Source organism: Paenibacillus sp. FSL M7-1046 (assembly GCF_038007405.1).
Classification (GTDB): Bacteria; Bacillota; Bacilli; order Paenibacillales; family Paenibacillaceae; genus Paenibacillus_AQ.
On record NZ_JBBOXB010000001.1, the window covers coordinates 132,594 to 157,421 of the forward strand.

At 50.4% G+C, this 24,828-nt stretch carries 23 protein-coding genes; 3 read left to right on the forward strand and 20 right to left on the reverse strand.

Annotated elements, in window-relative coordinates; translation table 11 throughout:
• Position 1: 1 nt before the first annotated feature.
• The 3 genes from NYE29_RS00480 to NYE29_RS00490 form a co-directional block, all read right to left on the reverse strand.
• On the reverse strand, positions 2–1,498 hold the full coding sequence (locus tag NYE29_RS00480) for an alpha-N-arabinofuranosidase (RefSeq protein WP_340893793.1): 1,497 nt from the start codon (positions 1,496–1,498) through the stop codon (positions 2–4).
• A 199-nt stretch (positions 1,499–1,697) separates the two neighbouring features.
• The gene (locus NYE29_RS00485) at positions 1,698–2,624 is read right to left on the reverse strand and encodes a 5'-3' exonuclease (protein ID WP_340893795.1); all 927 of its coding nucleotides are present in this window, start codon (positions 2,622–2,624) and stop codon (positions 1,698–1,700) included.
• Positions 2,625–2,652: 28 nt separating this feature from the next.
• A complete protein-coding gene (locus NYE29_RS00490; protein ID WP_076111496.1) occupies positions 2,653–3,018 on the reverse strand; it encodes an arsenate reductase family protein in 366 nt (121 codons plus the stop codon).
• A 262-nt stretch (positions 3,019–3,280) separates the two neighbouring features.
• Between NYE29_RS00490 and NYE29_RS00495 the strand changes: the two genes are divergently transcribed.
• Positions 3,281–3,577 (forward strand): transposase, encoded by a 297-nt coding sequence (locus NYE29_RS00495; protein WP_340893796.1) that lies wholly within the window; start codon positions 3,281–3,283, stop codon positions 3,575–3,577.
• An 11-nt stretch (positions 3,578–3,588) separates the two neighbouring features.
• Positions 3,589–4,446 carry an IS3 family transposase gene (locus NYE29_RS00500; protein ID WP_340899570.1) on the forward strand — a complete coding sequence of 286 codons (858 nt, stop codon included), beginning with the start codon at positions 3,589–3,591 and terminating at the stop codon, positions 4,444–4,446.
• Between the two features lie 275 nt (positions 4,447–4,721).
• Here the strand turns inward: NYE29_RS00500 and NYE29_RS00505 are convergent, their stop codons facing one another.
• The 9 genes from NYE29_RS00505 to NYE29_RS00545 all read right to left on the reverse strand — a co-directional run bounded on the left by NYE29_RS00505 (position 4,722) and on the right by NYE29_RS00545 (position 11,118).
• Entirely contained in the window at positions 4,722–5,708 is a 987-nt protein-coding gene (locus NYE29_RS00505) for an RluA family pseudouridine synthase (protein ID WP_340893797.1), read from the reverse strand.
• Position 5,709: 1 nt separating this feature from the next.
• Positions 5,710–6,273, reverse strand: coding sequence for a cob(I)yrinic acid a,c-diamide adenosyltransferase (locus NYE29_RS00510; RefSeq protein WP_038588302.1), 564 nt, complete (start codon positions 6,271–6,273; stop codon positions 5,710–5,712).
• A 173-nt stretch (positions 6,274–6,446) separates the two neighbouring features.
• A complete protein-coding gene (locus tag NYE29_RS00515) occupies positions 6,447–7,343 on the reverse strand; it encodes an alpha/beta fold hydrolase (protein ID WP_340893799.1) in 897 nt (298 codons plus the stop codon).
• Positions 7,344–7,379: 36 nt separating this feature from the next.
• Positions 7,380–8,006 carry a TetR/AcrR family transcriptional regulator gene (locus tag NYE29_RS00520; protein ID WP_083675699.1) on the reverse strand — a complete coding sequence of 209 codons (627 nt, stop codon included), beginning with the start codon at positions 8,004–8,006 and terminating at the stop codon, positions 7,380–7,382.
• A 138-nt stretch (positions 8,007–8,144) separates the two neighbouring features.
• Positions 8,145–8,402 (reverse strand): aspartyl-phosphate phosphatase Spo0E family protein, encoded by a 258-nt coding sequence (locus NYE29_RS00525; RefSeq protein ID WP_076111487.1) that lies wholly within the window; start codon positions 8,400–8,402, stop codon positions 8,145–8,147.
• Positions 8,403–8,427: 25 nt separating this feature from the next.
• Positions 8,428–9,648 (reverse strand): aminotransferase class I/II-fold pyridoxal phosphate-dependent enzyme, encoded by a 1,221-nt coding sequence (locus NYE29_RS00530; RefSeq protein ID WP_076111486.1) that lies wholly within the window; start codon positions 9,646–9,648, stop codon positions 8,428–8,430.
• A 13-nt stretch (positions 9,649–9,661) separates the two neighbouring features.
• Entirely contained in the window at positions 9,662–10,162 is a 501-nt protein-coding gene (locus NYE29_RS00535; protein WP_038588292.1) for an Lrp/AsnC family transcriptional regulator, read from the reverse strand.
• A gap of 275 nt (positions 10,163–10,437) precedes the next feature.
• Complete coding sequence (locus tag NYE29_RS00540; protein ID WP_076111485.1) at positions 10,438–10,824, reverse strand: spore coat protein; 387 nt, start codon at positions 10,822–10,824, stop codon at positions 10,438–10,440.
• A 60-nt stretch (positions 10,825–10,884) separates the two neighbouring features.
• Positions 10,885–11,118 (reverse strand): hypothetical protein, encoded by a 234-nt coding sequence (locus NYE29_RS00545; protein WP_076111483.1) that lies wholly within the window; start codon positions 11,116–11,118, stop codon positions 10,885–10,887.
• Positions 11,119–11,300: 182 nt separating this feature from the next.
• Between NYE29_RS00545 and NYE29_RS00550 the strand changes: the two genes are divergently transcribed.
• On the forward strand, positions 11,301–12,539 hold the full coding sequence (locus tag NYE29_RS00550) for an NAD(P)/FAD-dependent oxidoreductase (RefSeq protein WP_076111481.1): 1,239 nt from the start codon (positions 11,301–11,303) through the stop codon (positions 12,537–12,539).
• A gap of 70 nt (positions 12,540–12,609) precedes the next feature.
• Here the strand turns inward: NYE29_RS00550 and NYE29_RS00555 are convergent, their stop codons facing one another.
• The 8 genes from NYE29_RS00555 to dcuS all read right to left on the reverse strand — a co-directional run bounded on the left by NYE29_RS00555 (position 12,610) and on the right by dcuS (position 24,810).
• A complete protein-coding gene (locus tag NYE29_RS00555; protein ID WP_076111479.1) occupies positions 12,610–14,160 on the reverse strand; it encodes a flavocytochrome c in 1,551 nt (516 codons plus the stop codon).
• 187 nt (positions 14,161–14,347) lie between these two features.
• The gene (locus NYE29_RS00560; RefSeq protein WP_340893805.1) at positions 14,348–15,487 is read right to left on the reverse strand and encodes a DUF4367 domain-containing protein; all 1,140 of its coding nucleotides are present in this window, start codon (positions 15,485–15,487) and stop codon (positions 14,348–14,350) included.
• Entirely contained in the window at positions 15,469–16,026 is a 558-nt protein-coding gene (locus NYE29_RS00565; RefSeq protein ID WP_256718140.1) for an RNA polymerase sigma factor, read from the reverse strand. Before NYE29_RS00565 ends, NYE29_RS00560 begins: the two co-directional genes overlap by 19 nt.
• A 566-nt stretch (positions 16,027–16,592) precedes the next feature.
• Positions 16,593–18,110: a serine hydrolase domain-containing protein gene (locus NYE29_RS00570; RefSeq protein ID WP_083675697.1), complete on the reverse strand. Its 1,518-nt coding sequence runs from the start codon at positions 18,108–18,110 to the stop codon at positions 16,593–16,595.
• Positions 18,111–18,368: 258 nt separating this feature from the next.
• Entirely contained in the window at positions 18,369–19,793 is a 1,425-nt protein-coding gene (locus NYE29_RS00575; protein ID WP_340893808.1) for a M14 family metallocarboxypeptidase, read from the reverse strand.
• A 389-nt stretch (positions 19,794–20,182) separates the two neighbouring features.
• Positions 20,183–20,899: a response regulator gene (locus NYE29_RS00580; protein WP_076111474.1), complete on the reverse strand. Its 717-nt coding sequence runs from the start codon at positions 20,897–20,899 to the stop codon at positions 20,183–20,185.
• Positions 20,900–21,197: 298 nt separating this feature from the next.
• The gene (locus tag NYE29_RS00585) at positions 21,198–23,159 is read right to left on the reverse strand and encodes an AraC family transcriptional regulator (protein WP_076111472.1); all 1,962 of its coding nucleotides are present in this window, start codon (positions 23,157–23,159) and stop codon (positions 21,198–21,200) included.
• 46 nt (positions 23,160–23,205) lie between these two features.
• The gene (gene dcuS / locus NYE29_RS00590; protein WP_076111470.1) at positions 23,206–24,810 is read right to left on the reverse strand and encodes a DcuS/MalK family sensor histidine kinase; all 1,605 of its coding nucleotides are present in this window, start codon (positions 24,808–24,810) and stop codon (positions 23,206–23,208) included.
• Between the last annotated feature and the right edge of the window lie 18 nt (positions 24,811–24,828).

Sequence of the window (24,828 nt, forward strand, 5' to 3'; positions counted from 1 at the left end):
CTTAAGCCTTCGGGGTAATTTCCAGCACGGTCACCGACATCGGAGGCAGCTCAACGTTAAGCTTGCCGCCTTCCAGCTTAAAGCCCGTAAACGGCTGTGGCGTCACTGCCTCCGGCTGGCTGAATGTATTGTGGGCATCAATTGCTGTTCCGGCCAGCGTCGTTCCTGTAATTTCAACCTCTTTCCCGGCAAGTCCGCGCAGCTCCAGCGGAAGTGATGCTGCAGCAGCATGATTCAGGTTGCACAGGCTGACATGAATTACACCCTCCGCCGTAATGGAAGCTGAGGCCGAGACTTCCGGAATCTCGCGGCCTTCGAAGCTATAGGTGCCACTCTCCAGCGACAGATCAAGCAGTTCCGCATCCTGATGCACCTTGTACATATTGAATACGTGGTACGTAGGAGTCAGGAGCATTTTCTCGCCTTCAGTAAGAATTACAGCCTGCAGCACGTTGATCGTCTGGGCAATATTCGCCATCCGGACGCGGCCGCTGTGCTTATGGAAAATGTCGAGGGTTACACCGGCAACCAGCGCATCACGGATCGTGTTCTGCTGATAGAGGAAGCCGGGATTGGTTCCAGGCTCAACATCATACCAGGTTCCCCATTCATCGACAATGAGGCCCACACGTTTCTCCGGATCATATTTGTCCATAATCACACTATGGCGGGTTACCAGCTCATCCATACGCAGCGCCTTCTCCAGCGTAGAAAACCATTCGCCGGCTTCAAATCCGGTAGCTGCCCCCTTCTGTTCCCAGGCAGGACCCGGAATGGTGTAATAATGAAGTGTGATGGAATCCATATAGCGGGTGGCTTCACGCATCAGGACCTCCATCCAGTGATAATCATCGACATTTGGACCGCAGGCAATGCGATGGATCTTATTGTCTCCATAATTACGCACATAGGTCTGATACCGGCGGTACAGATCGGCATAATATTCAGGACGCATATTTCCGCCGCAGCCCCAGTTCTCATTGCCCACGCCAAAATATTTCACGGCCCACGGCTCCTGCCGGCCGTTCTCCTGACGCAGCTCCGCCATTGGCGAAACGCCGTTGAACGTCAGATACTCCACCCACTCCGACATTTCCTGAACCGTGCCGCTGCCGACGTTGCCATTGATATAAGGCTCGCAATCCAGCATGGCGCATAGCTCCATAAATTCATGGGTGCCAAAATGGTTGTTCTCCACCGTACCGCCCCAATGCGTGTTGATCATCCGTTTGCGGCCTTCGCGCGGACCGATGCCGTCTTTCCAGTGATATTCATCGGCGAAGCAGCCGCCCGGCCAGCGGAGCACCGGAATCTTGATTTCTTTAAGCGCTTCCACAACATCGTTGCGGATGCCGTTCGTGTTCGGGATCGGTGAATCCTCGCCTACCCAGATGCCTTCATAAATACAACGTCCCAAATGCTCGGAGAAATGTCCATAAATATTCCGGTTGATTGTTCCCTTGCGGATATCCGCATTTAATACTGCACGCTGAGCCATTTTAATAATCCACCTCTCAATAATTAATATATATATTAACCATTTAATATTTATATTAATATTATAAACACTGCTAAACCCCTTCGTCAATCTTTATATAACATGTTCCGCCCCATTCGCAAAAAAAGCACTCTGGAACCTATATGGGTTCAAGAGTGCTTTTGCAAAAAATAATCACCTGTATCACAGCTGGCGAAGATCAGCCCAGATCCCCAAGCTCGATCTGCACAATGCCCCGCTCATCCTGCACACTGCCGATCAGATGCATCAGGCTGCCGAATTCCAGCTCTTGGAACTTGCGGGCTACCGTCTCGCGCTGCAGCGCCCACAGGCATTCAGCCAGCGTGCAGACTACCGGAACATCACAGCGGATTTCCGCCAGCTCACGGGACAGGTGAAGCATATCAAGATCCGCCTCAATTTTGGCACGCACGCCTTTAGGAAGCAGATGAAGATTCTCGATTACCCCTTCGACCGTACCGTATTCGGTCAATAGCTTCAGCGCCGTTTTCTCGCCAATGCCTTTTACACCGGGGTAGTTATCGCTGGTGTCGCCCATGAAGCCCTTCAAATCGATCACCTGGGCAGGGGTGAGGCCCTTTTCCTCCAGCAATTCCGCCGGATCATAAACTTTATAGTTCGAGCGGCCTTTTTTCATAATGACGACTTTGACGTTATCGTTGACCAGTTGCAGCATATCGTGATCGCCGGTGAGAATGTACACCTCGGATTCCCCGCTGTAGCATGAAGCAAGCGTGCCGATGCAGTCATCCGCTTCATAGCCCACCAGTCCAATATTCGGTACGCCCAGTTCAGCCACGACTTCCTTAACCAGATCAAACTGTGGAATCAGCTCCAGCGGTGCATCAATCCGGTTCGATTTGTAGCCGTCATACTTCTCGGTGCGGAAAGTCCCTTTGCCCATATCCCAGCAGCAGACCACATGGGAAGGCTCGAATGTGCTGACCGCATCGAAAAAATACTGCAAAAATCCGTACACCGCATTGGTCGGCAGTCCGGCCTTCGTCTTGCGGATATATCCTCCATAAGAGGTCGCATAAAAGGCCCGGAACAGCAGAGCCATTCCATCGACGATCATTACCCGGCCCGTTGTTACTGAACTCATGTGTAACCTCTCCTTATATTCCATCTTATTAGGCGTTGCTCCAGGCTTCGCCGTATTGCTCTTCTTTATAGCCTACAGTGACTTTCTTGCCGTCAGTGACTACCGGGCGTTTGATCAGCATCCCGTTGCTGGACAGCAGTTCAAGCTGCTCGTCTTCACTAAGGCTGGACAACTTGTCCTTCAAGCCCAGTGCTTTGTATACCTCACCGCTCGTATTAAAAAACTTCTTCAACGGAAACCCGCTGTTCGCGACCAGCAAACGCAGCTCTTCCACAGTGGGCGGCTGCTCGGCGATATGCTGAAGCTCCAGCTCATGCCCCTGTTCCTTCAGCCATTTGACAGCGCTGCGGCAGGTTCCGCATTTTGGATATTGATATACTTTCAGTTGACTCATAGTAGCTCCTTTGGCAGTTCCCTTTAAAATTTATAGTGAATTCAATTGCAGCCCAACTGCAACCCAACTGCAGCTAAGGAGACGACCCGTGGTGCTGTCATGTATCATTCACAGATAGAATTGTAATTCCGGCCTATCTTTTCGTTTTACAGTGCATTAGATCAGTAATACGGGCGTTACTAGAGGGAAATATGCTGTTAGAGTTAAAAGTGGACACTCGTTAAGAGAACAGGAATAATGAGATTAACGAGGAGGTGTCCACATGAGTGGAACACGAAAAAGCTACAATGATGAATTTAAAAAACAGACGGTAAAGTACATCCAGGAGCAGACTAAGACGGTGGCGGAACTGGCCCAGGAGCTGGATATCCCCGCTAAAACCCTGCATCAATGGCTGGGCAAGTTCCGGCAGTTCCCAGACGAGCCCGTGGCCAGCGCCGAAAGGGTACGAGAACTGGAGCGACAGTTGCGGGAAAAAGAACAGCAACTAGCCGATATGGCGGAGGAAATGGCCATCGTAAAAAAAGCAGTGCACATCTTCAGCAATCCAAAGAACTGAGATTTCAGTTCATCGAAGATCATCGCTCCCGGTTTCGTGTGGAGAAGATGTGCAGTGTCCTTGAGGTATCGCGGAGCGGCTATTACAAATGGAGAACGGCAAAACCAAGCCCACAAGCGACCCGAAAGGCGTTGCTTCTCCAGCGAATTACCTATCATTTTAACGATACAGGAGGCTGCTACGGCAGTCCTAAAATCACGATTCTTCTCCAGCGCGAAGGCCACAAGATCAGTGAGCGTACCGTAGGGAAATACATGAGAGAGCTGGGCTTGCGCTCCTGTGTAGCAAAGAAATTCCGCGTAAACACGACCGACTCCAACCACACCTTACCGGTTGCACCTAATCTGCTAAACCAACAATTCTCCACCGAAAAACCAAATCAAACTTGGGTCGCGGATATCACTTACATTCCCTGCCGGGAAGGACGGATGTACCTCGCCAGCGTGCTTGACCTATGCACCCGGGAAATCGTAGGCTGGCGGCTGGACGACCGGATGACCACAGATCTGGTAATGAGCGCTCTAGAAGACGCCTACAAGGCCAAACGCCCAAAGAAAGGTCTCATTCACCATTCGGATCGAGGCTCACAGTATGCCTCAGCCGACTACCGTAAACGTTTGGTGAAATACCGCATGAAGGCCAGCATGAGCCGCAAAGGCAACTGCTACGACAATGCTTGCATTGAATCTTTTCACAGCCTATTGAAAAAAGAGTTTGTGTACTGTACCCGATTCAAAACGAAGAAACAAGCCTATGATGGCATCTACCAGTACATTGAATTTTTTTATAACCGCAAGCGAATCCATGGTGCTCTGGGCTACGTATCGCCGGTTCAGTTTGCAGCTAGATTCAAACAAAAAGCAGCCTAATTTCATTTTTTAATGTCCACTTTCTTGACGGAGGTCCAATATGCCCGCTAGTTCCAGCCGAACCCTCAATTATAAAAGGATAGCGGGAATTAATCCCTCTATAATTGTAGAAATCACGCTATAACACACTATCGATAAAATTACAGGTAGTAAATCCCGCTATTCACTCCGCTACTTCCAAAAGCGATAATTACAGGGACCTTTTCCCGTTAATCACGAGGTCCAGGTGTTGCGGCGACATATGCTTGTGCAGGTGCAGTGCAGGTGCAGTACCGCTACTCCCCAGCCGTCTCCTTTTCAAGCTTCTGCTCAAGCAACGCCATATCAGGCGGCAGCGGCGCTTCGAAGACCAGCTCCGCAAGCCCGACCGGGTGCTTGAACGACAGCCGCACCGCATGCAGCGCCTGCCGCGGAATTGAGGCATCCAGCTCCGCGATGCCCGCAAGCCATGCCGCTTCCTCCGAAGTCAGCTCCTCCTTGCCATACAGCAGGTGGCGGTACATGCCGTCACCGATCAGCGGGCAGCCGATAGAGCTCATATGCACCCGGATCTGATGGGTGCGGCCGCTTTCCAGCTTCAGCTCCACCCTCGCCGCACGGCCCGGGTAGGCTGCCTTGACCTCATACCGGGTCAGGGAGGGATAGCCGTCCGGCGTCACGATGCGCCGGTGCGGTTCCGCCGGGTCACGGTCGATGGGACCGTCGATATCACCGCGCGGCACCGCAGGAATTCCGTGAACAAAGGCCGCATAACGTTTGTCCACGGTTCCGGCAATCATCTGCTCGGAAATATGCTGGTGGCTATAAGGATTTTTCGCGATTACCAGTACGCCCGACGTCTCCTGGTCCAGCCGGTGAACCGGGCGGAAGCGGTACTGTTCTCCCTTTTGCGTCCAATAATGGACGACCCCATTTGCCAGTGTGTCAGTATAATGGCCCTGGGTCGGATGGACAATGATTCCGGCTGCCTTGTTCACGACCAGCAGATGCTCGTCCTCATACAGGATATCAAACGGAATATCCTGCGGCAAAATATCCTCCGACGTTTCCTGCTCCATCCGGATGTCCACGGTGTCTCCGGCGCTGACCCGGACGCTGATATAGACTCGCTCGCCGTTCAGCATAATCCCCTGCTCTGTCATCTTCAGGCGGGAGAGCAGCTTGCGGGACACATCCATCCGCTTCTGCAGGATGGTCTTCAGCAGCCAGCCGTCCTCGGACGGCGGCACAATATAGGAGATCGGTGAATAATAGCTTGTCATATTATTTGCGGAACACCTTTTTGCTGCGCACATACTCTACATCAGCAATCTCCAGCCGGGTATTCGCTGTGCGGGCCAACGCAAAGAAATAGTCCGAAAGCCGGTTCAAATAAATCACAGCTTCCGGATTAATATCTGCGCTGCGGCCCAGCGTAACCGCCCGCCGCTCTGCACGGCGGCAGACGGTGCGGCAGACATGCAGCACTGAGGACAGCTGGCTGCCGCCTGGCAGAATGAAGCGCTCCAGCACAGGATTCTCCGCCTGCAATTCGTCGATCCAGCCCTCCAGGCGAACCGCCATCTCGCTCTTGACCTTATATTTGCTCTCGCTGATTTTCACAAAAGCCAGATCCGAACCGCAATCGAACAGCTCATGCTGGATCTCCAGCAGTTGTTCCCGGACATCGGCGAACCTCTCGTCCTCCATCAGACTGCGGGCCTGACCCACAAAGCAGTTCAGCTCATCAATCGTTCCGTAAGCCTCGACGCGGACATCATCCTTGCCTACCCGGCCGCCGATGACCGATGTTTCTCCCTTATCCCCCGTACGCGTATAAATCGCCATCTCTTTTCTGCCCCCTTCACTCTCAACATCACATATTCATAGTTTAATCGGTAGGATGTAAGGTTGGCAAATGAAGATCGGTATTTCTGCCATGTTAATAACTGCCTGAGTCCGGGCAATCCATGGCAAGTTCAGTCAAATTACGGTTTTCGCGTTTTGTATAGCCTCTTCTATCACACCTGCGTCTCCTGTTCCTGCAGGAAGCTGATAATCTCCCTGTTGATGATCTCCGGCTGCTCATGATTAACCCCATGCCCTGCATCCCCGATCACTTTATAGCGGAAATCCCCATCCTTCAAAATCTCCAGGAAATCCTTCTTGTGGCCCAGCTTGTAATCCCCCACCAGAAAGTAAAGCTTGTCTCTGATCGCAACCGCCTTCTCTTTATCATAAAGCTGAAGCTGATGAACAAACATGGCCTGCTGATTATGGTGCTTCATTAACAGCACCAGATGCTCGGCCACTTCGGGATGCTTGTCAAAAAGTCCGGAGTTTGGCGAGCTTAGCTTTCGGGTGACCTTTAGCAGATTATTGCGGGTCGGAACTAGAATTTCCGGGAACATCATCATCAGCGTCTGGATCATCGCCTTCACCGGAGCAGTAATCATCCCGCCTTCCATGCACACCACCCCGTCTACTCTTTCAGGCAGGCAGGTCGCATAATTAAAAGCCATGTAGGCACCATTCGATACACCCGCCAGATGGAATTTTCCGATCCCCAGCCCATCGGCTACGGCAGTAATCCAATCCACCTGTGAGAACGTCCGTTTGCTGAAATTGGCGTTTGGAATACTTTTACCGGGTCCGCCTATCGTGTCTACCGCGATGCAATAGAAATGCCGGGATAATTCCTGCATATTGAGCATCCACATCACTGCAGAATTATCACCCACCCCGTGAAGCAGCAGCAAGGGCGGATTGCCTTCATCTCCTGCCGTTATACAATGCGTTGATCCGTATTCCGTTTCAATATCCAGCTCGCGGAATTCCGTCGCCCAGCGTCCCAGCAGCTCATTATAGGAACGCAGCACCCTCTCCTTGCCTGCTTCACGTTTAAATACCTTGACCATGACTGTTCTCTCCCTTAGGTTCAATGTCCGCTTCTGTTAGCTTCTCTTCAAAAAGCGCAGCACCAGCTCTGTAGTAGGAAAAGAATTCTGCTCCGTGGCCTGAGATCTTGCGATTCCCAGCCCCTGGATGAATGAAAAATAAGCTATCGCCAGCTCCAGCGGATCGCCATCCACAATCTCCAAGGCCCGCTGGCCTTCCATAATAAGCGGAATCAGCTGCTCAAAAGGCTCTCTAATCTTCTCCTTCGAGATCCGCTTTGCTTCTTCCGGGATAGCTTCGGAGGTTGCTGTCTGTAAAAGAATCAGCCGCCAATGCTGCATCGCAAGACTGCCCGGGGACAGAAACGCCTCGGTCAGCCAAGTGATTCTCTCCATAGCAGTCCCTTCCAGCTCCGCTGCATATTGCACAGATCGTCCTGCCCCTTCCGACGCCAGTTCGACAATCTTGGTGAAGATCTCCTCCTTCGATTTGAAATACATATATACATACCCCTGGCTGAATCCTGCACTGGCCGCAATATCCTTGATTTTGGTCCCGGCAAATCCTTTCCTCGAAAAAACCTCGAGCGCGTGAGTTATAATTTGGCGCGTTGCCTGATCTGGAGCGAGTTGCTCAAAGCCGTCGATAAATCTCTGCTCCAGCATTTTGCTTTGAATGCTCATAGACACCTCCGTAAAATGAATGATTGTTCATTCATAACCCATTATAAGGAATTTACTAGTAATATGATACATCTATTTTCAGCGAGAAATAGAAAGAGGGCCCTAAGGCCCTCCATCTCCAAATGGATGTATGTGCAGTCAATCCCTGCGCATACGTCCTCTCATATATTCATTAATCTTCAGGTCCAGCAAACTGCTGATTTCAATCACAATATCTGAGGTGAAGGATTTCTCCTGTATAAAGAGCTGCTCCATTCTGCTGCGAAGTGCCTGAATCTCATCTTCCAGAGAGAGTTTGCGAGTTAAAGCATCCGCCTTGCAGGACCGTTTTCCGTTTCCCGGATAACATTCCCCGCTATAGGAAGGCAAGTAACAATCGGCGCAGAGCACAATCATCCCTCCTAAACTTCATCTCACTGCCTTATTCAGTCCGTTCACGTTCCAGCTGTAAGACGAATTCACCTATCCGCTCTATCGCCTCGTTCAGCTGGGATACCGATGTGGCATAGGAACAGCGCAGATAACCTTCGCCGCCTAAGCCGAATACACTGCCAGGAACAGCAGCTACCTTGTACTCCAGCAAGAGACGTTGGGCAAATTGATCTGAGGTCAGTCCGGTACGGCGTATGCTTGGAAAAGCGTAGAACGCGCCTTGCGGCTCATGGCAGTCCAATCCCGCATCGCGCAGGCCTTTGACGATCAGGCGCCGCCGCTGATTGTAGGAATCCGTCATCCGGTCTTTCTCTTCCATACCGTTGGTCAAGGCCTCCAGCGCAGCTACCTGCCCCATGGAAGGGGCGCACATTACGGTATACTGATGAATCTTCAGCATGGCCGAGATCAAATCGGGGTGGCCGCAGGCATAACCCATCCGCCATCCGGTCATCGCAAACGCTTTGGAGAAGCCGCTGACCAGAATGGTCCGGTCGATCATCCCCGGCAGTGATGGGAAGCTCACATGATTGCTTCCATAGGTCAATTCGGCATAGATTTCATCTGAAATCACAATGAGATCATGCTTCTCGACGACTTTGGCAATCGGTTCCCAGTCTTCCCGGCTCATGATCGCCCCCGTCGGATTGCTCGGGTAACAGAGGATCAATATTTTCGAGCGCGGTGTAATTTTGGCTTCAAGCGCCTCTGCCGTAAGTTTGAAGTTATTTTCTCCAAAGGTCTCGATCCCGACCGGAATGCCTCCGCCAATTGCAGTAATCGGCGAATACGAAATATAGCAGGGCTCAGGTATGAGAATTTCATCTCCCGGTGCGATCAATGCGCGGAGTGCCAAATCAATTGCTTCACTTCCGCCTACCGTGGCGATAATCTGATTAGCGGGATTATACTCAACAGCGAAACGAGATTGAAGATAATTGGCAATGCCTTCACGCAGCTCCGGCATCCCTGCATTGGAGGTATATCCGGTAAAACCTCTCTCAAGCGAATAGACACAGGCTTCGCGGACATGCCATGGGGTCTTGAAGTCCGGCTCCCCGACCCCGAGGGAAATGATATCCTTGCTGCCTGCCGCCATGTCAAAAAACTTGCGGATGCCTGAGGGCTGGATTTGCTGAACCAGCGGTGCCAAATATGAATTCATTGATTTACCTGTATCTCCGGTTGGTTTGGGTTCATTGGTGATCATATCATTACTTCCTTTACGGAGATATCATCAGACGCTTGTCCTCTTCATGCTCTTCAAAGATGATACCGTCCTGTTTGTATTTTTTGAGGGTAAAGTTGGTTTTAGTAGAGAGCACCGAATCAATCGGAGACAGCTTCTCGGAGACAAAATTGGCGACTTCGCGCAGGTTGCGCCCTTCCACTTCCACTAATAGATCGTAGGCGCCGGACATCAAATAGACCGATTTGACCTGCGGGTACAGATAGATCCGTTCGGCAATGCCTTCAAATCCGCGGCCCCGTTCAGGCGTGATCTGCACCTCGATCAATGCGGTCACCCGTTCGTCATCCACTTTATCCCAATTCACGACAGTAGCATATTTTACAATGACATGATCTTTCTCCATTTGCTCAATTACCGTCTTAACATCATCTTCTTCCGCTCCGAGCAACGTCGCCATCAGCGCCGTAGAGCTTCGGGCGTCCTCCTTGAGCAGTTCCAGCACTTTCCGCTTCAATTCATTCATTTCCTTCATGCCTTCCCTCCGGATAGTTCGCACCGGCAACTGCGTAAAAATCACGCATCGTCCTGCGAAAAGAGTTTAATACTAATATGACACGAAAATGGCAGTTCTGCAAACAAAATAACCCCGCAGGAAAGACGGGGCAGTGCTCGAAATAAGGGTCGCCAACCCAAAAAACCGTCCACCCCTCCGGAGGAAATCCGGCGGATAGCGGACGGCTTTAGCTGCAGAGGTTTTTACGCACGAACAGGTCAAGCCCTTCGTTGCTTCACCCCCCGGCAGGAAGGTTACATATAGTAAGAGCTTTGTACATTCGGCTGATGCTGGGGAACATTTCCATAATGTGCGTTTGTTCCGGCTGCACCTGTTTTTTGCTGCACGAACTGCTGGCATTTCTGCTGGGTCTGGTGAGCGGTCTGAATCTGCTTGTCAATATCTTGGCGCAGTGCCTTGCCTGGCGTAGTGTACATGTTCATTTGGGACATCTTCGTGTACAGTTCCCCCTGCAGGTGTAAAGTATCCATGGTCAGGTCGTTGAACACCCGGCGTACAGTCGGACAATTCGACTCCGTCGCAGCGGTCGTATATTCGCGTACCGTCCGTTTCAAATCTGCAAGCACTGTATTGAGCAAATCCTCATCCGACATAAATGCCGATCCGTTTTGTGCGTACACAATATTACCCCCTCAATAGTTTAGTGTTGAAATTGCTTTCCATACTAACACCTGGCCGCTTTATTGCGGCTGTGTCGGTGCGTATTGCTGATGCTGCTCCAGCAGCTGTACAAGTGTATTCATATGACCAGTATGGCTTTGGATTTGTTGCACGCAGATTTGGTGCACCGTGGCGTTCTGAGTCGTCCCGGCGGTTGCGGCCAGCTGCTTGATCAACAGATCCTCATTAGAGATGGAGTCAGCGATGTATTCCACTTCTTTGCCGCTAAGCGCCTGCATTTGGTTCGATTGCATAGTGTGTATTTCCCTCCTTGTAAATGGTTCAAGCAGTCGTTATTATGCCGCGTATCCAAGCACATTATGTGTGCATGGATGTTATGCGTGCTCCCGGATGAATGCCGGTTAAACCCGTGCATAAGAGCGGGCAAAGCCGGCGAAACTACCCTATCTGTATCTCATAAAGGAGAGATCAACAAATGAAACTAAACAGCGGGCAGCTGCCTTGGGGCAGCTCATTTCCAAATCCTCCATCCTATCCTGCGCTTGAAGGGGATATTACATGCGATTGCCTGATTGTTGGCGGAGGCATGGGCGGAGCCATGTCCTCCTACCGCTTATCTTTAAGCGGAGCAGATATAGTTCTCATTGATAAAAGAGCAATTGGAGGCGGAAGCTCCCATGCCAATACCGGCCTGCTGCAGATAGCCAACGACAAATCGCTGACTGCCTGCATGAATACGTTTGGAGAAGCAAACGGTGTGCTGTTCTATAAGCTGTGCCAGCAGGCTAGCAGGAGAATTCTCGAGCTGCCGGACAAGCTGAACATTGATCCCCAGATTATTCCCCGCAGCAGCCTGCTGTATGCAAGCACACCGGAAGATGTGCCAACCCTGAAGCTGGAGCATGAGAATCTGGTAGCGCACGGCTTTGATTCGGAATTCTGGGAGCAGGACAAGGTCAGCTCACATTACGCCTTCTCCAAACCAGCCGCGCTGTATTCCAAGGGCGATGCGGAGACAAATCCTTTCCGGACTGTTCACAGCCTGATTGACAAGGCCCGTGACAACGGAGTCCGCGTCTATGAGCATACCCGGGCACGGCATTATGAATACAGCGCGGAGGGTGTAACCTGCATTACCGAGAACGGACGGATCTTCGCCAAGAAAGTGATTTTTGCCATGGGCTACGAAACCCAGGAGATGAAAAAGGACCGTGGCGCCGAGCTCATTAATACCTACGCCATTATGACAAAACCGCTTGAACATTTGCCTAAGTGGTATGAGCGGAGCCTGATCTGGGAAACTGCCCGCCCGTACCTCTATTTCCGGACTACGCCGGATAACCGCATTATTGCGGGAGGCAAAGATGAGCCGTTGACCGATCCGGAGCGCCGGGATATCCGCGTGCTCTCCCAGGGCCAGCGGCTGCTTGAAGAGCTGGAAACCCTCTTCCCGGAAATCCGGGGGATCGAAGCGGAATATTCATGGGGAGCCGTCTTCGGCTCAACCCGGGACGGACTGCCCTATATGGGCCCGCATCCAGAGTATCCCCACTGCTATTTCATTGAAGGATATGGCGGAAACGGCACGGTCTACAGCATGATCGCTGCCGAGCTTCTGGCCGATACCCTTGCCGGCAAATACCGGCCCGAGCTGGAGCTGTTCTCGCTGACCCGGTCAAGCAAGCCGTCTCCTTCTCCCGCCGTACAGGCATAAAAGCAGCAAAAAGCTTGGGCTCTGTTGAGCCCAAGCTTTTATTCTGCCTAGTAGAAGAGGTATTGATTACTTATTGTGCTTTTACGAATTCAGCAGATTTAATACCTGCCTGACGGCCAAAAATAATGATTTCTGCTACAGAGTTGCCGCCGATCCGGTTTTGTCCGTGCAGGCCGCCTACAACTTCCCCAGCCGCAAACAGTCCTGTAATAGGTTTGCCGTCTTTATTCAGAACTTCTGTGTTCGTGTTGATTTTTACGCCGCCCATGGTGTAATGGATCCCGGGGCCGATTTTAATAGCATAGTATGGCGCACCGGACAAGTCGTTGTCCATTCCTGTAGTTCTGCCGAATTCAGCATCCTTTTTATTCTTCACCGAGCTGTTCCAGGTGTCCAGTGTCTTTTGCAGCTGATCTGTCGGGACATTCATTTCTTTGGCCAATGCCTCGATAGAATCTCCTTGGATCACAAAGCCCATCTTATCGTACTGTTCAATCGCTTTAACACGGGTCTTTACGCCGGAATCAAATACAAGGAAAGCCGATTTCTCAGGAAGTGTATTGATTGCAGCCGTGACTTTGTCCCGCGTGTCCAGTTCATTGGTGAACCGTTTGCCTTCACTTGAGACAAGCAGAGCGCCTTCACCGCGGACAGCTTCCCCAATGAGATAGGATTTGTCCTGCTGCACCGTCGGGTGAACCTGAATTTGATCCATATCGACTGTCGTGCCGCCGAGCTTCTCAATCATCTGGATGCCGTCACCGGTGCTGCCGATCTGATTTGTAGTCACATATCCTTCCAAGTCAGGTCTCACTTTAGAAATCATATCCATATTCGCGCCGAAACCGCCGGTCGTCACAATAACAGCAGCCGCTGTAATGGTTTTCTCATCCTTTTGGTTAAAGAGGACTTTGACGCCGTTTGCCTTGCCGTCTTTTTCAGTTATCTCCTTCACATCCGCGTTCACAAAAAGCGGGATGCCTTTTTCTTGTACGTTTTTCACCAAACCTTTGACAAGGTATTGTCCGACCGCTGAACCATCTTCAGGACGGTGTGTACGTTTTTCCTTCATCCCGCCAGTAATCGTGATGTTGTTCAAGCGAATTCCGATGGAATCCAGCCAATCAATAGCACTTGCTGAATTGTCAACGAAGAAACGGAGCATTTCTTTATCGTTGGTATCATGACCGCCTTTTAATGTCTCTTCATAAAATAAATCATTGCTGTCTTCAATGCCCTGCTCTTTTTGGAATTTCGTTTGCGAAGCGTTCATTCCGGAAGATGACTTTGTTGTGTTCCCGCCGGCAACCGGCATTTTTTCCAAAATAACCGGATTCATGCCTTTTTCTTTTGCCTCAAGTGCAGCAGACATCCCAGCCCCGCCTGCACCGACAATGATAATATCATATTTATCTTTTAATTGATCGAACGGTGTATAGCTTGCTTCGGATGCCCCCGAAACGGCTTCAGTTTCTTTCGGCGCGTTTGTCGCGCTGTTCTTGCTCTTGTTCTCATTTGCGTTGCTGCTGGTATTGTTGTTGCTGTTTCCGTTACCGCATCCAGCGATAACAAGCATGACGGAGAGAATGAGAAGAAGAGCAGCTGCTGTTTTCTTTTTCATGTGTAATCTTTGCCCCCTTGTGCATATTTTCACAATAATCATAGCGGCAAAGATGCTGTTCTTGGAAGCTTACGTAATTAAAAAAAACATTTAGTAACTAAAGTAACTGGATTTGCTGCTGGGGCAGCGAGGGCTGTCCCGCTATCATAGGTAGCGAAACAGCCCTGAGCGTAATATCTGCATTCGTTTAATTCATCATACCGGCAGCAATGCGGATGACCTCATCCTTGGTCAACTCAGATTTCTCCTGGCGAACCGACATATTATAGATGATCTGCGCTTCCGGGTCAGACCAGACCAGTCTATACTTATACCCCAGGTCAATCTTTTCGTTGCTGGAGGGTTCGAGATAAATTAGCTGCTTGCCGCCAATATCAATATTCTCCACCTTTGTCGTTTTGGTCCACATCAGGCTTTCTGCCGGTTTAGCTTTTTCATCAACTCGTGAGGCACTGATTCTCACCTGAATCTTCCCCTTCTTGTACACAAGTGTAGAAGAATCATAGGCAATGTTCTCCGCCTTCTCCCGTTTCCAGGTCATCCGGAAGTTGTCTCCCAGGTCTATCTCGCTTTCGCCTTTAAACTGCTTGTCATCTTCAACTTTTATAAAAGAAGGCTTGATAAACGCCTCGTCCAAGGCATACCCGTCCGGCATATACCCCGGCTGCTTCACTTCCGGAGCGTGGTGCTTCTCGACACTGGTCTTATAAGTGGAATAGTCCTTGACTATGATCGGCGGGCAGTACAAGCCAAGATGAGATTCTTCTTTCCCGTCTTCACGTTTGATAACATAGGTGGCATACTCTCCAGGAAGCAGCAGCGTCTCAATGGCATTGTAGCCCTTTGAATATTTCATCTTGTAGAGTTCATCCTCTTTGCTCGGCTGCGCCTTGGCCGGCCAGGGAATCAAGGGTTCATTCGGCTTCTCTATCATACCACCTGATGTCGTCGCCGGAAGCGGCTTATACGGCAACACCTTATACTGAGCTCCAGCCCCCTGCCGGACTTCACCGGAATACTGGGTATAGCCGCCGCCCAGCAAGACCAATACAAGGAGTGCCGCCACCCAGCCCTGCACCGGAATCCGCAGGAATCTCCTCCGGCCCCGCCCAGCCGCGGCTTCTGTCTCCAGCCTGCGCATCACGTTAGGAGCCCCTTCGTTTGGCGGAAGTGTCTGCAGCGCTGTCTGCTCTTCTGCAGCAGGTAAGGTCCCGCCAAGCCCGAGCGCTTTCATTACCGGTCCATGAACATCAACGGGGATCAAATTGGCCGAACGGTCTCCATCCTTCAGAAACTGCTCCTCCGAAGTCAATTCACTCTTGCCCATAATTGTTTCTCCTTTCTCTCAATCGCTTTTTTAAGTTTGCCTCTGGTCCGTTCATATCTTTTGCGTGCGGTAGCCGTACTGACGCCCAGAATTTCGCCGATTTCCGCAAACGATTTATCTTCATATATTCGCAGAATCAACAAGTTCCGGTCTTCCACATCAAGCTTCCCCAGAGCGGCCGAGACCGGCTCGCTGAACAGGCGGTTCTCAACCATTTGTTCGGCGCTGTTCACCGCAACGTCCTGCCGGAGCAGCTTGCGCAGTTGAAGCTGAAATTTCTGCCGCCGCAACTGATTCAGACAATGGTGGTAAGCGATCTTGTAGAGCCATGATACGAAATCCGCCTGCGGCTTGTATTGCCCGATATTCTGATAGGCCTTAATCAGGACATCCTGCACCGCATCCTCCGCCTCTTCCTTGCTGTTCAGCAGCCGGAAGCAGTAGAGGTATATCCGCTGCTGGTACAGCCTGATCACATCTGAGAACAGGCGGGCCTCACCGGCCTGTATTCTTCTAATCTTCTCTTCTATAGAATCCACGTTGATCTCCTTTCTTCTATTTCTTCTGTTTCTATAGATATAACACTTGAGTAGCCTAAGGCGTGACATTTATTTCTTCCGGCTGCACAGCAAAAGAGACCAACAGATGAATCCCTGTTGATCTCCCTGGTGTAGAGCCTGCTTCCGAAACCGTCTGCTCTACTCTAACTCGACGGTCTGGTTGCGGTTCAGCTCTCCGGTATCCTGGTTGCTGATCCGCTTGAATATGTACATCACCTTCTCGGCCAGGTTCCCGCTTTTCCAGTATTTGGCTGCTTCGGCATGGACCTTAATCAGAATCAGGGCCTACATTGGTGGGGGTTGGCGGCAGTGACTTTCTCTCGCTGGCCTTTCTTAGGGATCGGTAACGTAAAGGGAGTTACACTTAGCTTAGCTGGCAGCAGCCAGACTCCACGATGTAGAATCCGGCACTTTTACTGCAAGCTAGCCGATGCGCTCTGTAAGTACTTTCCAGACCTCTGACTGGCACTAAAGTTGATTCCCTGTTTACTGAAGATATCGAATCTTCCGGCTGGAGCGTTCGGCCCCGTTTCCTCTATTCAATTCTAGCTGGCGATCGTTTTCCCGCTTCCCTTCATTCTGTGCAGACGCAGATTATGAACCAGTACAATCAGCTTGGCAGCACCGATCCCGAGAGATAGGATACTCAGGACAAAGACGAGATGTCCAACTCCAGGCAGAAAGGAGACCACCACTCTCCACGGGGCAAAAATATGACTAGGACCGTATAAAACCGTAATCGGCAGCACTATATTAAACAAAAGCAGGCAAAATGCGAATACACTGGTCCGCAACGGGGTAAATCGAAAGCTTTTCTTGCGTTTAAACAGGTTGAAAACCGACACTCCCAGCATAATTGCCACTGCTGCACAAGCCAGATCAATGATAATATGAGTACCGACAACGCTGCCCGCATCCTCGATCGGCTCGCGGCCATGTATAATGTCAAGAATTCCATCAGCCACCATGCTTAATTTGTAGCCTCGGACCAAATAATCATGAGCATTGATCAATACCACAACACCTACGTCCCCGTCCAGCTTCATATCGGAGTGAAAGCTCTCAACATCACCCGCATGCTGAACAATACCATTAACGATCTCCCAGCCCATACCGTATTCACTACCGTCGGTGGTAGGGTCTTTAATGGCCGGCTGATGCATCTTGGCAACACTTTCCGCAGTAGCCACGCTGACATCATGGAACCTTCCGCCATTGATTTGAGCAATTAAATAATGGTTCATATCTTCTGCGGTTGAGATCAGATAGGCTGACGCAAGCATGGATTGGTTGTCCGGCTGCTCAAAAGGAACCATGAAACCAAAGACAGACTTGTATCCTGTGGCCAATCCCTGCAGTTTCGCTTCGGGTGTAGAAGTAAAACTGTTCTGCATATCCAGAGGAGAATACACATGATCCTGGATATATTTAGCATAAGACTTGCCGGAAACCGCCTGAATAATTCCGCCCAGTATATCGTAATTGAAATTGGAATATTGAAACTTGCTGCCGACGGCCTCGGTTAATGGTGTGTCTTTCAGATTGTGTATAAGTGCATCTATAGTTGGCATCGTGTTGGTAAAAGCTGTCCGCCCATGTAAAGTGGACAGTCCGCTGTTCTGATTCAGTAAATGCCGGACCAGAATAGTTTTAGACGCTTCCTTGTCCGCAAGCTCGAAGTCCGGCAAATAGTGCTGCACCGGCGCATCCAGGTCAATCTTCCCTTGTTCAACCAATTGCATGATGGCCAGCGCCGTAAACGATTTGGAGACTGAGCCTAGAATAAAAGGGGTCTGCGCTGTAACGGGCTGACCATCGGGGCCGGAAATTCCATATCCCTTGGTGTAGACGGTCTGGTCTCCCTGCACAATGCCGACAGCCACACCCGGAATATCCAGCTTCTCGCGCATCATTTCCACAAATTTGTCAATCCGGGCCGTATCTACAGCAAGTGGAGCCGCTTCCGCCTGGGCCACCCCCGGTTGCAGTAAAGGCAGGATGCCTGTGACCATAACCAATATGATCATTAATGTTTGCATTATAGTCCGCTGTATTGCTTTCATCTTTCTTTACCTCTTCTCCTGATTCTGTCCCTTCTCTCATTGGACGCATGAACCAAGAATATCTCTTCAACCTTTCGGCAATATTTCAAGAATCTTAAGTTAATCTTAAATGCCTGGTGCAGATGCTTATACATGGCTGAAAGCAAAAACAGCAGACCTGTAGTTTCGGGTCTGCCGCTTTTGCATGATGCTATGATTTAGCTGCCGCTGCCGCGACACTCACCAACCAACAATTCAACTGCCTTCTGCTGTGCTGCTTTATTCAGTAACGCCGCTGCTTTCCGCTGCGTTACTGTTTTCTTTGGAGGGTGCTCCTCCTTCATTAATACTGTTGCTTTCAGTTCCGGCGCTATTATTTACTTCCTCTGCACCCTGCGGCACTGCCGTAGGGTCCGCAGCCTCTACCAGAGTAAGCGAAGTTCCGTCAATCCACCACGTCCCGTTCAAGCTCGAGACCAGCAGCCAATTGGCGTACTTGCCTTTGACCTCTACCTTCTGTGGCGGAAGGATGCCCGCCTTGGGAGCCAGAAGATCAGGATACTTATACAGCTTTGTTTGTGCATTCAATTGAGCAGTGGCTTCTACTGCCTCCACGACAGCCAATGTGCCAGGTGCAGGACAAATCCAACCCACACCGCTGCCGTACTTGATCTGGAACCAGTTTCCCTTACGTGCGATTACATATACTTCCTGCGGCTGCTGCGTGCCTATGGCTGGCGAATTGCCGGTACCGGAGAATACTGCCGATCGTGTGAACAGATTCATGGTTAGCCCAACCTGCTCCAGCGTCTGCTTCTTGAGCCAAAGATCATATGAGACCGCAGCTGCATACACTCCGACTTTCTTATTCTTCGCCCAGATGTTATTAAAAGCGCTGAGCGGCAGTGGCCCCTCACCGGCGTACGAGCCGATTTCAATCGTAAGGCCAGGTCGTTTAAACTCCTGGATGAACCAATCCTTGTAGCCTCCACCGGATGGATTCTTCTCCGGCTTCACAAGAGAATAGCCGGTAAAGAGTCCGACATCGGCGGCGATTTTTTTGTCCCGTGCCAGATTGGCTGCCAGCGTGTTGAAGTTCCAGAAAACAATCTCGCCGGAGCTGTGATAGGAAATGGTCATTTCCGGATCCAGGGTATAAGTGAAATCCATCATAAGCCGGATCTCCGGCGCTTGCGCCGGTTTCACACCCTTGTAGTTCTGGTACGACGGATAAGGCGAAGTATTCCTGATCGTGCTCCAGCTCGCTGGATACTGGCGGTTCAGGTCGAGCCCTTGCATATTCGCTTTCCAGCGTTTGAAATTACTGCTTCCTCCATTGTAGCCTACCAGTGTGGAAGCTAGACTCTTAGACAAACCCGCTGTGCCCTGCTGAGAAAGCGTGACACCATCCGGATTCACCATCGGCACGATCCAGATACTGACATTGTTCAGTAAATCTCTCACCTTATAGTTTCCCAGCTTCTGATCCTGGACATAGGCCTCAGCATACGAGTCTGCCATTTTCATGAGCAGTGAAGTCGTCATCCATTCCCGGGCATGGTGCGAGCCATTCAGAAACAGCGAGGCTTCCCCGCGCCCTAGCTGAACTGCCCACAATTCGCGTCCGTATATCGTCTTACCCAGCGATTTGTAAGTGATCAGACCAGGATATTTAGCGGCCAGACTCTTGATATCTCTTTCCATAGTGGAATAGGAATAGACCTGGCCAGGGTTCACAATATTAGCCGAACCTAGCGACGGACGCGGAAAAATAGCAAGACCCAGAATTAACAAACATAGTACCATACAAAACTTGTAAAACAATGATTTCATCGACAACCCTACCATCCTGAGCATGATCCTCTCTACCAATATTTGAGTTAACACTAGTCAAAAAGGCCTATCATTGTCAAGTAGATTCGACATATTATTTAGAGAAAGGACCAATATGCCTAGTATTTGCTTCTTAAATTCATAGAGGAGTGATGAAATCCCTAATCCATAGCGTATATGCAATTAACCACGTCCGGTTCAACGATTGTCCAGTACAGTAAAAAGGGACCCGAAGGTCCCTCTTGAGTGGCAGCTGCCGCTTATATATATTTAGCTATAATTTCATGGCCCGTAGCAGATACTGTGTACATATATACCGGCCTGCCCACCGCTCCATAGCTGATCTCCATCTCCAGCACACCGGCCTCCGTGAGAAAAGCCAAATATTTACGGACAGAGATCCGCGAAAGCGGGGCACTTGCCGTAATATCCTCGGTGGAGAATACCGGTCTTTCCAGCTGCTGTATGGTGTTCCAAATGCTCTCCAGCGTTCCTTCCGCAAGTCCCTTGGGCAGAGTGCCCGCCTTGTCTTCCTCGTTCCCCAGGGAATGCCGCAGCAGCTTGTCAAGCTGCTCCTGGCTGAGATGCTCCCTATGCTTCATCAGCAGATGATCCTCCCGGTATGCAGACAGCGCCGCCTGAAAACGTGCGAACTCAAAGGGCTTGATCAAATAATCAACAGCCCCGTGCTGCAGCGCTTTACGGATGCTCCCATTGTCGCTGGCTGCGGATATCACAATAACGTCAACCATGCTTCCCTGCTCCCGCAGGGAGGACAGCAATTGCAGCCCGTTGGTATGCGGCATATAAATATCGAGCAGTATCAGGTCTACTTCACGATCCACAAGCATCTTTGCAGCCTCATCGCCTGAAGAGGCCCAGCCTGCGAACTCAAAACCCTGCACCTGCTCCAGATAATGGCGGTTGAATTTCGCCACCATCGGATCATCCTCAACAATCAGCACCTTAATGTTCATACAGTTTCATCACCCTTTACAGCATATGGCACATCGGCCATAAACGTTGTTCCCGGCTTCCTATCATCTACAATCTGAAGCTGGATCAGTAACTTCTCCATTCATTCTGCCGCACCTGTCCCTCACCTACGTAGAGGCTCACATTGAATACGACTACAAACATAATATCATTACGGCAGATAATTTTGGAGGTATAGGCCTGAATCTTCCTGCTGCCGGATAATCTGATCTCGGAAACTAATATAGAGCACCAAAAGGAGACTCTATCCTCAGACAGAGTCTCCACAGCATTTACGGTTTATAGGTTAGCTTTCGCTGCAGTAGCCAGCCAATCGGCTAAATCATTGATTTGATTAAGCATTGCAATGGGATCGCGGTACCAGGAACTCGATTCATTCCACAAATATACGCGTCCTTCCTTGACCGGAGGAAGAATTCCCCAGATGGGATCAGCCTGCAGCTGCTCCAATGAGGATTCGGAGGTTAGCACAAGATAATCTCCCATATACTCCGGCAATAGCTCCAATGAAAATTCAGCATAGGATTCCTGAAGCATTTTTTCGGGTACTACTGCGGGAGGGTTCATCTCCAACTGCTCGTACATAATACGTCCGCCTCTGCCGGACTTGCTGCCAAACAAATATACAAGACCATCAAACTCTTGCATAACGGATACCGTTTCATTCTCTGAGACAGCTTCCTGTACCTGTTGCTTCGCGCTGGCTATCTGCTCCTTGAATTGTTCCTTCCATTTCCGGCTTTCTTCCTCCTTGCCAAGCACCTTGCCGAAATAGTCCATTTCAGCTTCAACGGATTCAAATGCATTGTACGGCATCACAACAGTAGGAGCAATCTGTTTATACTTATCATAGGTTTCTTGATCCGTTACATGACTAATAATCAGATCAGGTTCCATCTCAAGCAGCTTTTCCAGCGAGTTGCCTACATCCACCACACCGTCAAGCATTCCTTCAAGGTATGGACTTGACATTAAAAACTCCTCTGCCGCAACGGGCTTAACATCCAGTGCAAGCACAGTACCCAAATAGGAAATAGCAGCCACCCGTTGAGGATGGACGGGAATTTCCACTTCACCAAATGTCGTAGAGACAGTTTTGGTTTCCTGCGGCAATCCGTCATCCGGCTGAATGGCCGGAGTCGATACCGCTTTATTCTGTTGTTCATTTGGCGCCTGGCTGCTCCCCGCAGCTTGTGATCCGCCTTGAGATGTTCCGCATGCAACAAGCAGCAGCATGACACATAAGCTGAGCATTGTGGTCATTTTCTTGTAATGGTTAAGCATATCAAACTCTCCACCCTCCGTATATTGATAATGATTTTCATTATCATCAATATGATATCGTTGGATAAGTTTGATAACAAGAGACGGATTTAACTTCTTTATAGCATGATCCGAAACATCCCTTTGACCGGCTTCTAATTGTGCTCTAAACATTCCGGGAGCAAGACCCATGTTTTTTTTAAATATACGGTTGAAATATACAACGTCAGTATAGCCAACATATGTAGCGATTTCCTGCAAAGAAGCATTGGTAGCAAGCAGCATCTCCTGTGCTCTATGCATGCGAAGTTTGATGACATAGTCAAGCGGGCTGTAGCAGGTCTGCTCTTTGAATTTCCGTGAAATATATTGAGGACTGTAATTAAGCTGCTGTGCTAAGCGTTCAATGGATACCTGACCACGATAATGCTGTGACAAATACCGCACAACCTGCTCCGATACTGATGGCTTAGCTGCTTTCCAGTACTGCTTATCCTTTAAAGCGTGATGGAGGAATTGCATAAACATTCCCTTTATCAGCAGCTTACCTATAGGGCTTTTGTCAGAATGCCAGCCCTCCAGCATCTGTTGGGCAAGACTGAGCAGTTCCAGCGGCTCTGCTGGAGAAATTCCCCACATATGATCGAAGGGGCTGTCCGTTTGCATCAGGATATGAAATTCACGCAAGGAATTCTGCGGCAAAACAGCTTTATAGAAAATGAAATACAGCTCCATACCCTTCTCCGTATTTACTTTAAGCCTCCTGCCTTTGCCTGCGTGCAGCAGATAAAATCCATCAGCCAGCCAGATCTCTTCATCCAGCCAAAGCTCGCCGCTGCCGTGCGTACAAAATATAAAAGAACTTGCAGGCAGGACATAAGGCAGATGAAACTCACCTGCTTCTACCCGCCGCAGCCGTATATCCAGTACTCTTAGAAGCACCTGATCCCAAAGCTGCAGGTGATGATCGTTGTCCATAATCAATGTTCCCCTTTATCTTCACGGCTGGACAGCACCTTAATGGTCATACAGCTTCATCACCCTTTACAGCATATGGCACATCGGCCATAAACGTTGTTCCCGGCTTCCCGTCATCTACAATCTGAAGCTTGCCCTGCAGCTTCTCCACGCTTTTCTGGACCAGGTACAGACCGATCCCCCGTTGCTCTCCCTTGGTGGAAAAGCCTTGAACAAATACCTGCTCCCGCAGCGCCTCTGGAATGCCCGGTCCGCTGTCCCGCACGGTGCATATCAGGCGCCCCCGGTCATAACAAAAAGCAAGCTCTATCTCCTTGACGTTATGCTCCTTCAGTACCTCCATAGCGTTGTCAAGCAGATTGCCGGCAATCGTAATCAGTTCATGAATGCACTGCGGGTCTGCCGATTCCGGCAAATAGCTGTCCCCGGTCAGCTGTAGATCAATTCCCGCTTCGCGGGCCCGGCTCAATTTCCCCAGCAGGAAGCCTGCCATCACGGGGTCTTTAATCTGTCTCGTAATAGAGCCAATTTCCTTCTGGTAGTTGCCCACCATTCCCGAGATGTACTGCTGCAGCTCATCGTATAGGCCCATATGTGTCATTCCCATAATGACATGCAGCTTGTTCATGAATTCATGCGTCCCGGCCCGCAGGGCGTCCGCATATACGGAAATGCCGGACAACCGTTCAACCAGGACGGCAAGTTCGGTCTTGTCCCGGAACGTAGCGATAGCTCCCGCAATCTGGCCATTCACCCGGATCGGAACACTGTTGACGAGCAAAGTGATGCCGTTCAGCTCAAGATCCTGATCCACCTTCGCTTCCCCCGTGGCCAGCACAGGCTCAAGACGCAGCTCAGGCCAATAATCTGCAATATGCCGGGTCATCGCATTTCCAGTAATGCCCACCGTTCCCAGAAGCCGCTCTGCTTCCACATTGATCATTGTGATCCGGGCTTTATCATCTACCGCAATAATGCCTTCGCGTGCAGACTGCAGCATGGCGCTGCGCTCTTCCAGCAGCTTGGAAATATCCGAAGGCTCCATACCGAACATCATCTGTTTGATTTTCCGGGCCAGCACGATCGCCCCTCCGGCTCCAAGCACGGCACCGGACAGCAGAATCGCGATGATGGTCCATTCATTCTGCCGTACCAGACGGTGCACGCGTTCCAGCGAAAGTCCGACTACGACTACTCCCACCTGAGAACCTCTGTTGTTATAAACTGGCACAAAAGCACGCAGTGACTTGCCCAGCAGCCCCTCGCCTTCGGAGATACTCTCTTCCCCGCGCAGCGCCATCTTCTGTCCTCCACCCACAAAGTGCCTTCCAATCATTGAGGCATCAGGATGCGAATAGCGGATACTGTTCATATCGATTACGACTACAAACATAATATCATTGCGGCGGGTGATTTTGGAGGTATAGGCCTGAATCTCCTTACTGCGGCCCTCCCCTAGCCCTTCCGACACCAGCGGCATCAGGGCAAGGGTGCGGGCAATCGTAATGGCTTTATCCTCCAGGGCATGGCGGGTCTGCGGGATAATCTGATTCCGGAAAATAATGTAGAGCACCAGCATGACCAACATCACCACAGCGGATACCATAACTGCAACCTTCGTCCTTAGGCCATAACCTTTTTTCTTGGCCAAAACTTAACCTTCCCCCTA